This window comes from Spartinivicinus marinus (genome assembly GCF_026309355.1).
Lineage (GTDB): Bacteria > Pseudomonadota > Gammaproteobacteria > Pseudomonadales > Zooshikellaceae > Spartinivicinus > Spartinivicinus marinus.
Genome location: NZ_JAPJZK010000001.1, coordinates 2,592,813 through 2,604,426 on the forward strand (window position 1 = coordinate 2,592,813; position 11,614 = coordinate 2,604,426).

Here is an 11,614-nt window from a genome sequence, read left to right on the forward strand (position 1 = left end):
GTAGATAGGGCAAATCAAATGTTAAAATTTATTATTGTATTAGTTGTAATAATTGCTGTAGGGGTTGGAGGCGCGCAGTTTTACATAACATATAAAGTTGACAAGTTTTTAGAGCAAATGAGTAGCTATGCCGCAATGACAGGGGCTGACTTTTCCTATAAAGATGTTCAGACAACCTATGATGGCGCTGTGGAAGTTAAGGGTGTCAGCATAGACTTTCCAATACCTAAAGAAAATGAAAAGTTTAGCTCAACAACTGATTTGGTAAGAGTTAAGTTTCCCTCTTTGTTAGATATTATCCAGCTTGGCTATAAAAATATGAAAGAGCTACCTGCAAGTGTGCAACTACAGGTAGAGGGTACTCGCTCATCACCTCTGGATAACGATTTACTTAATAGACAGTTGACACCCAATGCAGCGTACAAGTATCCATTTTATATGAAAGCAACAGAAATGGGGCTTGATGAAATTGTTGCAGATTTTTCAGTGGGCTATTTGCATGATGCATTTACGGCAGGAGTAAATTTTGATATTGACTATAACGTACGAGGGCTAGGTAGTTATAATATAAACTTGAAAGTAAAAAATATTAGCTCTTTAGAACCTAGAGCTTTAATGATGCAAGATCCACAGCTGCAATTGCTTACATTTAATTATAATGACGAAACGTATAATAAATTATGGGTAAAAAATTGCCAGGAAAAAAATAAAATAACTGCTGATCAGTGTATATCGGATGAGCTTGATCGGTTTAATAAAAGGCTTTCCAGAGACTTCCAATTAAGTTTTTCAGATAAGTTTGAATCTGAAATGACAAAATATATGAAAAACTCTGGCTCAGTAAAAATAAGCATAGACTTAAGTGAGGGTTCGAAGTCATTAATGCAAGCTATGGAGTTGGCTGAAGATCCGTTAGAGTTACTTGTCTATCAAAATGTTATTCTTTCAATTAATGGAGAATATATACAGCCGATTTTTAAACCATTAAGTGAGGAAGAGATTGCTGAATCAAAAGAAGCTATAAAACAAGCTATAAAGCAATCTGACAAACCAATAAAGAAAAAGGAAAGGAAAAAAATAGTATTAAAAGTTTATGATGACTATAAGCAATATATTGGTAAGAAAGTATTATTAATAACAGATAAAAGAAAGCAGTATGTTGGTACTGTTTTAGATGTAAAACCTGAAGGTATAAAAATTAAAGTTCGGTTAGAGAAAGGAGATACATTTACTTACCGCTTATCTTATGATCGGATTAAATATGCGGAGGTGTATCAAGCAGAGCCCCTTTATCGTTAACTAAATTGAAATAAAACAAAGAAGATATCCAGAAAACTATTTCCCCCTTTGTAAAAGGGGGGAGGCCACCTACTGCAGAGATAAGGGATCCTGTTACATAACTAACTCCCTCTTTTAGAAAGAGGCGGTTGGAAAAGAATGTTCTGTTATTCCATATCGAACACAAAATTTATTCTCTGCCCCCTTTTCTGAGGTTGTCAGAAAAGGGTATTAGGAGGGGGTTTTAGTAGAGATACTCTGGTGGTCTCGGTGGATCAATAACAACAGGGGGATCAATAATAGGCGGTCTTGTTGGTGGATCAATAACAATAGGTGGCCATATTGGTGGCCTGATTATGTTTACATTCATGCATAGCCAATTAACTTCATAATCCTCACATTTTTTATCTGACTGATGTTTATTTAAACATTGTAAACCTAGCCTAGGAGACAAGCTAAGTCTTTCTTTTAGAAGATAATGGCTCTTTTTGTTCTTAGCTGAACGAGCTTGAATAGCTATTGGATTTAGGCATTTTTTTGGCCGTTTTTCTACTTCACCAATAAAGTTAGGCTTTTGGTTATTTTTCCAACCGCTCCAATGGTAGCTAATCTTTGGTGTTGTTGGGGTAGAAGAGCAGTGTGATGCTGACGATTTCCAATGAAGACTATTGTCAACCTTACCCTTAATACAGTTGATATCTAAAATAGTACGATAGTTCGTTATATTTTTATTTGGCACTATTAAATTAAGGTTACCTTTTTTTTGCTGCAAAATTTGTTGAAAGTTAGCTTTAGGAATGAATTGACTACTATCATCATTAGCACGAGCTAGAATGTTTCGCTTAGTTCTATTTAAGGCAGTAGTGGTTCTTCTATCAAATTCAAGCTTGGTTTCAGTGAATAATGTTCTGCCTAGTGCATCTTGTAGTAATGTGGAGTCAGGTAGTAAGCCAGGTTCACCTGGCCTTCCTCTATGTTTAAGCTGAATACCGCATTGATTTATATCATTACAGGTAAGCAACTGCTTCATTTTGTTGCGTACTGCTTTTTTAGAGAATAGAGGGTTAATTCCATTTCGTAGGTCTTTAAAAGTAAAGTTGTATAGCTTTATCCAATCTACATCCAGATTGAACGTTTTAATGGGCTGAGAGCTAATGGACCAGTCAACAACACCTGTTAAAAGGTGCTGCCAGCCCTCACCGTTGGATAACAGACTATTAATATCTGCTTTCCAGCCAGGTAAAGTAACCGCATCAAACGTAATTCTATTATTAGTAGAACCTATTGTTGGCAAATTAGAATTTAAACTATAAAGTAAATTAATATTAATATCGTAAACTTGGTCAGTCCCTTTTAAGTGGCAAATTGGTATTGTAACAAAAGGATCAGAGCCACCTTCTACAGGTATTTTTTCAATTTTACAATCTAAGGTTAATTGACCATTTTCAATATCAAAAGCAGTTGCTATAAAGTTAAGCTCTGCATATTGATATAAAGCAGGAGTAATGCTTGTATACCCTTGTTCTCTAGCTTCTTTTATTAATTTAACAAGCGAATTTTTATTTTCTAAGGTAGTAAATTGACCACCAAAACCTACCATTTCATCGCCTAAAAAAGGTTGGCTTTGGCCATATAACGTAACAGCATAAAAACTAGGGATTTGCCATTGAGGTGCTCTAAATGCATGGCTATATTCATTGTTGTTTAATTTATACGTTTGTTGTGCTATTGCACCATAGCGAGAAATGTATTGTATTTTTTTTGGCTGCTTAGTATCTCTAATAATATGAAATTGATTTAAAACTTCAGCTGAAAAATTTACAGCACTCATTGTATTCGATGAATTAATAATTAGTGGTATGCTACCTAGTAAAGCCAAATGCTTGAGTCGTTTTTTCATATAAAATGTCCGTATTAACTATAGACTTGGTGAGCAGAAACCCTTCGCAGAAGGGGGGGGGTACCAATACGTTACTTATTTTCATTGCAGTGATTTTTGCCAGATAAATCAGGACAATTTTCACCTATCCAGTTTACGAATAATTGCCTCATGGGCTTGGGCAGTGCGGGGGCTGCCATTGGCATACCAGGGGAGAGTGCCTGTATTTCTGTTTCTACTTCTAGAGTTCTGATTTCAAGACGGCGCCAAATTTTCCATGGTGAATTTTTACCTAACCACTGGCTTATTGTTGTTTGGTTGGTCGCATCAAAATATTGTTTTGCTCGGCCTTCAATTCCGTGGCAATGAACGCACATGCCATCTCGAAAAAAACGATCCCAGATATAACTAATAGCTTTATCATTTAGTTTCGTAGAATTTTTTAACGGCTTATTTACAATCGTTTTAATTCGTTGGTTAATACGCTGTTTGGCTTTTTGATAAGATTGAGTGAATAATTGTTGTAATCCTTTAGCTGTAGCTTTATTTACCTTAATAATAGGCATCGTTCTTTTGCTATCAGGTTTTTCCAATAATCCATTAGTAAAATGATAGATCCAATCAGCTGAGAAAAGGCTTAAGCCTTGTTTATCATAAGGGGCTATAGTGGACTCATGGCAGCTTTTACATTGTTGATTCCAAACCTTTAGTGCTTGCTTAGTATCTGCTGTAACTGTTGTAAAAGCTGAATCAGGAAAAACCTGGTTATTATTTAATTCGTTGATTACGTTGTTGAATTGTTGCTTAGTTAATTTAGGGTAAGCCAGCATAGTTGTATATGGTACTTTAAACTTATTTAAGCTAACAGGTTGACGCAAAAAGTCGAAAAACGCTTTAGGGGAAAACCTTGGTATATCATTAACAGAAAAAATGAGTTGTTGAGGTGCATTCATATAAGATAAAGGGGAGTGGCTTAGTTGAGACAGGCGGCTTTTACTAACAGGTAAAGCAAATCGTCTTTTATCAAATAGACCTTTATGAACATTAATAGCAACATCATTAATTTCCCTATGGCACCCATAACACTGGCTATCACGCCAATGGCCAAAGCCATTTGGAAAAAGTCCATCTATCGGCTTTACGCGAGCAGGTGTGTGACAACCGTAGCATTCTTCAACATAGCCAGCAGTTGCTGCTGGCTGTGAATAAGAAACAATAAACAGCAGAAAAACAACGAATAAATAAACAGCTCGAAGCTTGTATGCAGTCATAAACAATACTATAAAAATCAGAAGCTAATACTAAATCTGGTAGTAGTTTGGCCTGCTTGTAATTCGATTGGTTTTAAGGCTGTTTCCTGGTCTATTTCAACATTAAACTCAACAAGCTTATTTGGAATTGTTACTGGCTCGGTTACTGTTTCTGTTTCTTCAGTTGTATTTGAATTTACTTCCTCATCAGGCGATGGTTTATCTTGATTGATAACTTGAAGGTTAAAGTTGTTAATAAATAGTTGCCAGTGCTCTTTTGTTTGCTGATCAGTAGCAGTACTGAATAGGGTAGGGTTATTTATCGCTAACTTTAAAGATGAGTATAGAAAATCTGGCAGTTTTCCGGAGTAGGTTTGTTTCTCCTCATCAAACGTAAGAATATTATCTTTAGCTAAAATACTGATAATATCTGGTTGAGAAATAGTAATAGGATCTACTTTGCTAGCAATATCTGCATGAAAATTAACAACCTGGTTACTATTTAAAAACTCAACCAGTTGTTGTTCTGGATGCTCTATGCCACTGTTAGCAAATTGCTCTTTTGGATAAATAATCTTTAGCTTACATACACTAGGGTAACCACCAATAAAGCTTTCCAACTTATGAACAGTATATAATCTTTCAAGTTCTTGCACTAACGCTTCTGATGGCTCACAAAGTTTTGCATCTTCAGGTAATAAGTTAATCTTTGCATCAACAACATCATAGTTATTTAAAAAATCATAATAAATTTCATTATTATCTTTTCTTATACTGGGGTTAAGTGTTACCCAAATAACTTTAGTATTTCTGTTTAATCGAGTTGGTCTAAGTGATTTTTGATAGTAGTTTTGATACCAGATAGGACCTTTATTCAGTTCTTTAACAGGTACATGAATAATACCATTATCTTGTACCATTCGATCCCAATCTAAATCAGAAAAGTGAATATTTTCCGCATAACTATAGCAAGCTAAGCTAGCTAAGCCTGCAGCCAGCAATTTTTTCATAATGAAATCTCCTCCGTGAATAGCAGGACATCAACATAGAAATGTACATGTTGATGCCCATTAAGATTAAAGCTATAAATGAATAATTAACACGTAAACCGTATTACTGCTGGTTTGCTATATCACGACATGCTGGATCGTCCATATCCCAAGACATTTTTCCACCTAAAGTACCGGTTACACAGCCTATATTCATAGTAGTTGCTGAGTTTTGAACAGTTCTGCCTGGGTTCCAGTATAAGTAGCGAGTTTCATTCTTTTTCACCAGAACTTTTTGGTAATTCGCTTTTAAGGTAAAGACAGAGCTACGGCTTTTCTTTAGTGGATCAATTTGCGACTCTTGGTAAACAGCTACTTCATTGAATAACTCTGTTTCAAGATCTTTTTGGAACGCTTTGACTGCATCATTAAATGCTGAATCACTTGGAGGTTGATCCTTATATTGACCATCAGAGTGAAGGAACTCTAATTTAACCCCACATTGCTCTTCGTTAGGGCAAGTTGCTAGATTTTGGAAAAAGGCTTCAATTTCCACATCGACACAAGCAAAGTTATGAATGGACATATAGGTATGTGCTTGCTCAAAAATCTGTTTCCACTTAATGCTTGCGCGAGCAACTCTGGTTTTCCGTTCAGTACCAATTTCCCACTCAACGTCCGCGGTGATTAAATCGTCCCATTGAGCACCATCATCAAGTTTATCTTGAATTAGTTGATCAAAACCTGGTAGTAAGACTGCTTGGAAAGGAATATTTTGAGAGACTGTGCTTTTTCCCTGAGGGGCTCTGGAGTTTAGACGATACAACATATCTGTTGGGTAGTAATCTCCATCTAACCCTTTTACTTCACACTCTACAACCGTACCTAAGCCAGTAATATCTTCGCTATCTTGACAACGAACATCGGCTCTACCTGCACCAACATCAATTGCAGACACCATAAACTTAGCTGCTGCTTTGCTGGCAGGCGCGGCACGAACAGTTAAGCCATAACTTGATGCTTCATTATTCAAACGCTGAAGGGCTCCCAGGCTACCAGATGTTGAAAATGAACCACCTAAGTTAACAATGGTTTCTCCCTCAAAAATACCACGAGTGACTTCCCGAGAAGATGCTGCAAAACGTGGGCGAGGAGCTGTTGTATGGGTTGCTTGTAGGGCAATATTACCTAATTTAGGCACATACCAGAGAATTTTATTATTATCTGAATCTGCAAATAAATCGAAGTTAGCCAAAACTTCTGCTGAAAAGTTTTGGGTTACTGGCTTATCTCTAGGATCCATTGGGGTGGCATTTATATTAGTACTGCAAGCAGCTATTGCTGTTGCTAAAACGAGCGCTTTTTTTTGCATCCATGACTCCATATTTTTATAAGTAATTAAATTATTTTGATGCGCTACTAGTGTTAAAAAATTAACAGATCATTACAATGAGCCAAAAGTCTAAGCTATACCAAGGTATTAGTTTTACTGTGAGTGATATAAAAAATATAAACAATGAAATTTGGATAAAGCTGAGTTGGTAAACAGTAAAAATGTCCTATAAACTCAGCATGAATGGATTAGTGACTATTTAGTTTTATTAGGAAAGCTATTATATATAAGATGTATAAAATGCTCTGATAGACTTTAAATCTTCTTCGGAATTTTCAGTTAAATGAAATGTATACCCTAACCCAACAACCCTTTTTTTGTGATCAATAAAAGCAAGGCTGATGGGTACATTGGCATTTTTAGCAATATAGTAAAAACCAGTTTTCCATTGTTTTGTTTTGCTGCGGGTACCTTCAGGGGATATCACTAAAGAGAAGTGGCCACCCGCTTTAAAATAGTTGGTAACCTGCTCTACTAAGCCTGATGACTTGGAACGGTCGACAGGAATACCACCCAGCCAACGCATGAGTGGCCCCAGTCCCCACTTAAACAATGATTGTTTACCTAACCAGCGTACTCTTACGCCCATTTTCAAAGCCATGCCTAGGGTAATAAAAAAGTCCCAATTGGAGGTGTGAGGGGCTGCAACTATTACCGACTGTGTCAGATCAGGCTTGCTTCCTTCAATTGACCATTTAGCTAGTCTAAACAAAATAGCAGCAATTTTGCCTAAATAGTGACAAAGTTGAGTATGATCGAAAATAGTCTTCTGGTTGATTAACATGCAATTTGCTTAAAATAACTACTGATATACAGCCAGTTTATCATGAACTTATCCATTAGGCTTTGGTTAGCGCTGAAAACTGGGGTTATGTGTTCGTTATTGATTAAGAAATAACTTATGTGAGAACTGTTTATGTCTTAAGGCTGCAGAATCATCTAGCCAGTACTCATAGAAAGCAAGATACTCAGGGGTGTGTCGATATTTTGTTAGAATTTGATTAATCTTATCCATGACCTTATAGCCCCATTTATTTTTTGAACAAGCCATGTAAGTCTTAGAATATAAAGGCATCTCTTTAACAGGGAAAAAATGAATAGCATTTTCATACCCATGCTTGCGGGCAAAGAACTTAGCTTCTACTGGGAAACCGATGATATAGTCCAAGTGATCTGCCATAAGCATTTGAAATAGACCACTAAAAACATCGAGTCCAACTCTTTCTATAATTGTTTTTTTCCCTTTATACTTTTCGAGAGCTTGCTGAATGCCGCCTGCGTAGTTCCTTCCTTTGGCAATACCCACGTTAAAACGACTTCTTTCCATTAATTTATCAATAGATATATAGCCGTTTTCATCAAGATAAGGAGCGAAATCAACGAGTCTTTCTTTTTTAAAAACAACGCCATTTGGTAAAACTAATAACCGTGGAATTGAATATAGGATAAACTGTTCTCGCTCTTTACTTTTAAAAAGCCCAACAGTACAACCGTTTCTTACTTTTAAGTCATGAACAATTCTAGAATAATTGGCCGTAACAAATTGATGTTGAAATTCTGGTAACTGTTTTACCATAAACTTCTCAGTTTGGTCATTGTATCCTTTACCTTTGTCAGGGCCTTTAGGTATTGAGCCTGGAGGGAAGTCAGCATGATACCAAGTAATAGTGTCACTCTTTAGCATCGCAGGCAGGCAACCCAGCAAGAGCATAACAATAACGGTCAATAGTTGCCTCATAGTTATGTAACAGCTTTAAAGTTATCAGTCTTCTAAATACCATGAAATATAGACCATAATGATAGTCATCACCTGCTCACAGCCCTACCTTGGCCTGATTAATGATCTCGTAATAATGTGAACACTTTGAAGTTCTACTGCTTCTGCTGTCCCATTAGTCGGGAAATTTACTACATCATTACTGTCTTCTTGATGCATAATCTTGCTGTATTAGGAGTGAGCGTTATAAGTCTTTGGAAGTACTTTATTTCAATCAAAGTGTTGTTTTTTTGAGCTACTTTGAGTAGTCTTTTGTTATGGTTGATGGGGTCTCCGGCGAGAGTTTTACTTTTGCCGTAGGCCCTTTTAACCGCCATCTGATTAGTACTTCACATGCAAGGTAAGGTAATAGGTTGGAGAAAAGCGACAAACTTTCTTCACTCTTAACGTCTACAGTTTTTTGAGATCAACAGGCTTTGCCAGCCACTCTCGTCCTTTTAGCATCCCATGCCAATAAACAGCTGGAAGAACTCTATGCTTTAGATGCCAGGCCAGACGACTGGGTTGAGTTCCTTCGTTAAGCCAACTGGGAAATGTAGGTGACACCTTACCTCCATATAAAAACTCAGCCAGGACGATTTTGCCTTTTTCTACTGTTAATGGGCATGAGCCATAGCCATTATAAGCAACACTAGGGTTATTGCCATTTAGGCAATGAGTAACATTTTCAGCTACCACGGGAGCTTGTTTACGAGCAGCTGCAGCAGTTTTTGCGTTAGGAGTAGAGCAGACATCACCCACTCCAAAGATGTTTTGATATTGAGTGTGTTGCAACGTATCTGGATGAACATTTAACCAGCCATTGTTATCAGCTAATGGGCTATGACGGATAAAGTCTGGTGCTAGTTGAGGAGGGCACACATGTAAAAGGTCGAAAGGCTTTTCGATAGTGTCTTGTGAACCTTCAGAATCCGTTAGAGTAAAAATGGCTATTTTATTGTTAGCGTCTATAGCTGTTAAATTATGTTTATAAAAAATGTTTGCAGAATATTTACGGATATATTGCATTAATGCTGGCACATACTCTTTTACACCAAACAAGCTGTCACCAGCATTATAAAAATTTAGTTGAATATTATGTAGCCTATTATTTTTAAGCCAATAATCAGCAGATAAATACAGTGCTTTTTGAGGAGCACCCGCACATTTAATGGGTAAAGCTGGTTGAGTAAAAATGGCTTTCCCAGATTTTAACTGGGTAACCAGTTGCCATGTATAAGGTGCTAGCTCAAATGAGTAATTAGAAGTAATTCCTTGCCTACCAAGTGCTTGTGGCAACCCCTCAATAGCTGCCCAGTCTAGCTTGATGCCTGCAGCAACAATCAAGGCTTGGTAGCTAATAGCTTGATTATTTGAAAGAATAACTTGGCTTTGTTCTGGTTTAAAATATTTAACCGCGTGCTTTATCCAGTTAGCTTTTTTGGGAATGACATCAGCCATTGGCTTCACTGTTTGCTTGGCTTTAAATACTCCAGCGCCAACAAGTGTCCAGCCTGGTTGGTAATAATGGCAATTAGCCGGATCAATAATAACGATATTTAAGTCAGGTTCGCGATTTAATAAGCTGGCAGTAGTTGCTATACCGGCAGCACCGCCACCCACAACAACGACATCATAATGAGAGGTTTTATTTTCTATAGTTGAATTAGATGTATGGAGATTCATAAAGCATTCCTTTGCTATCGATCCTACGCTTTGGATATATGTATTTAAAAAATTAAGTGAAAATATTAGTTATCAATGTCTGCTAATTGTTGTTCAGTCCATGCATGTAACTCATTACTCAATTGTTTATGGTTTTTATCAGTGGTATCAATTGGCTGGCCGATGACGACTGTAATGGTTCCTGGGTTTTTCAGCCATTGATAGCTAGGCCAGACTTTGCCTGCATTATGAGCTACAGGTACAATCTGTTTAGCTGCGTTGATGGCTAATGCTGCACCACCAGAAGAGTATTTGCCTAATTTACCATAGGGTTTACGGGTACCTTCAGGAAAAATTAATATCCAGTTGCCTTTTTGTAATAGAGTTGTGCCTTTACTAATAATAGTTTTTAAAGAGCCGCGAACATCCTTTCGATTGATAGCAATGGGATTTAGCAATCGAAAGGTCCAGCCAAAAAAGGGTATGGCTAATAACTCTCGTTTGATGACCTGAGTTTGTGGGGTAAAAATCGTTTGTAGAAAAAACGTTTCCCAGGCGCTTTGATGGTTACTAATAATAACGCCTGGCGAATCAGGAATATTTTCTGCACCAATCACTTGATAGTTAACACCACATAGGTGTTTGGATAAAAATAAGGCAGTGTGACACCAAGGTTTGACGATAACCCGATGACGTCGATTGGCGGGTAATAGTGGTAAGCTGACACAACAGAAAATAAACCAGAACATAGTCCAGGTGCTTAATAATGAATAAAATAGTCCTGTATTAATAATCCTCAGCATTCAAACAGCCTTATTTATATTGAACTTGTTTTAGTAAAGCACTGGTAAACTCTGCAAGGTTTTTATACACCGGCACATCATAAGACAGTTCAGCTAATTTTTTTAGCGTATTTTGCCCTTTTCCTGTTGTTACCAATGCAGGCTTGCAACCAGCAGCAGCTGCTGCTTGCAGATCTCTTAATGAGTCACCCACTACCCAAGTATCTTGTGGAGTAAATTGAAGTTGTTGCTTTAGTTGATAGATAAGGCCTGGTTTTGGCTTTCTACACACACAGTTATCATCTGGACCATGGGGGCAATAAGCAATGGCTGTAATTGAACCTCCTGCTTGGTTTACTAACTGCTCCATTTTGTTATGCATGGCGGTTAGGGTTTCAAGAGTGAAATAGCCCCTCGCAATGCCTGACTGGTTAGTTGCTATAGCTACTTGAAACCCAGCCTTACATAGCTCTGCTATAGCTTCAATGCTACCGGAAATAGGCAGCCACTCCTCTGGAGATTTTACAAAGGCATCGGAGTCTTGGTTGATTACACCATCGCGATCAAGAATGACTAAAGGCATTTATTTAATCCTGGCGCAGTTTTATACACCTTTCATTGA

At 37.3% G+C, this 11,614-nt stretch carries 10 protein-coding genes; 1 reads left to right on the forward strand and 9 read right to left on the reverse strand.

Translation table 11 applies throughout. The annotated features are described in order from the left end of the window. Positions 1-18 precede the first annotated feature (18 nt). The gene (locus OQE68_RS11570; RefSeq protein WP_180568823.1) at positions 19-1,299 is read left to right on the forward strand and encodes an LSm family protein; all 1,281 of its coding nucleotides are present in this window, start codon (positions 19-21) and stop codon (positions 1,297-1,299) included. Between the two features lie 223 nt (positions 1,300-1,522). Here the strand turns inward: OQE68_RS11570 and OQE68_RS11575 are convergent, their stop codons facing one another. From OQE68_RS11575 to gmhB, 9 genes are all read right to left on the reverse strand, one after another. Next, positions 1,523-3,178, reverse strand: a complete 1,656-nt coding sequence (locus OQE68_RS11575) for a hypothetical protein (protein ID WP_180568822.1) — start codon at positions 3,176-3,178, stop codon at positions 1,523-1,525. A gap of 71 nt (positions 3,179-3,249) precedes the next feature. Next, entirely contained in the window at positions 3,250-4,428 is a 1,179-nt protein-coding gene (locus OQE68_RS11580; protein WP_180568821.1) for a hypothetical protein, read from the reverse strand. A gap of 17 nt (positions 4,429-4,445) precedes the next feature. Further along, positions 4,446-5,417, reverse strand: coding sequence for a hypothetical protein (locus OQE68_RS11585; RefSeq protein WP_180568820.1), 972 nt, complete (start codon positions 5,415-5,417; stop codon positions 4,446-4,448). Between the two features lie 103 nt (positions 5,418-5,520). Beyond that, entirely contained in the window at positions 5,521-6,768 is a 1,248-nt protein-coding gene (locus OQE68_RS11590) for a hypothetical protein (RefSeq protein WP_180568819.1), read from the reverse strand. Positions 6,769-7,009: 241 nt separating this feature from the next. Beyond that, positions 7,010-7,573, reverse strand: a complete 564-nt coding sequence (locus OQE68_RS11595; RefSeq protein ID WP_180568818.1) for a lysophospholipid acyltransferase family protein — start codon at positions 7,571-7,573, stop codon at positions 7,010-7,012. Positions 7,574-7,669: 96 nt separating this feature from the next. After that, positions 7,670-8,527: a TIGR02285 family protein gene (locus tag OQE68_RS11600; RefSeq protein ID WP_266195627.1), complete on the reverse strand. Its 858-nt coding sequence runs from the start codon at positions 8,525-8,527 to the stop codon at positions 7,670-7,672. A gap of 429 nt (positions 8,528-8,956) precedes the next feature. Next, positions 8,957-10,231 (reverse strand): NAD(P)/FAD-dependent oxidoreductase, encoded by a 1,275-nt coding sequence (locus OQE68_RS11605; protein ID WP_180568816.1) that lies wholly within the window; start codon positions 10,229-10,231, stop codon positions 8,957-8,959. Positions 10,232-10,296: 65 nt separating this feature from the next. After that, the gene (locus OQE68_RS11610; protein WP_180568815.1) at positions 10,297-11,013 is read right to left on the reverse strand and encodes a lysophospholipid acyltransferase family protein; all 717 of its coding nucleotides are present in this window, start codon (positions 11,011-11,013) and stop codon (positions 10,297-10,299) included. 10 nt (positions 11,014-11,023) lie between these two features. Further along, on the reverse strand, positions 11,024-11,575 hold the full coding sequence (gmhB, locus tag OQE68_RS11615) for a D-glycero-beta-D-manno-heptose 1,7-bisphosphate 7-phosphatase (protein WP_180568814.1): 552 nt from the start codon (positions 11,573-11,575) through the stop codon (positions 11,024-11,026). Between the last annotated feature and the right edge of the window lie 39 nt (positions 11,576-11,614).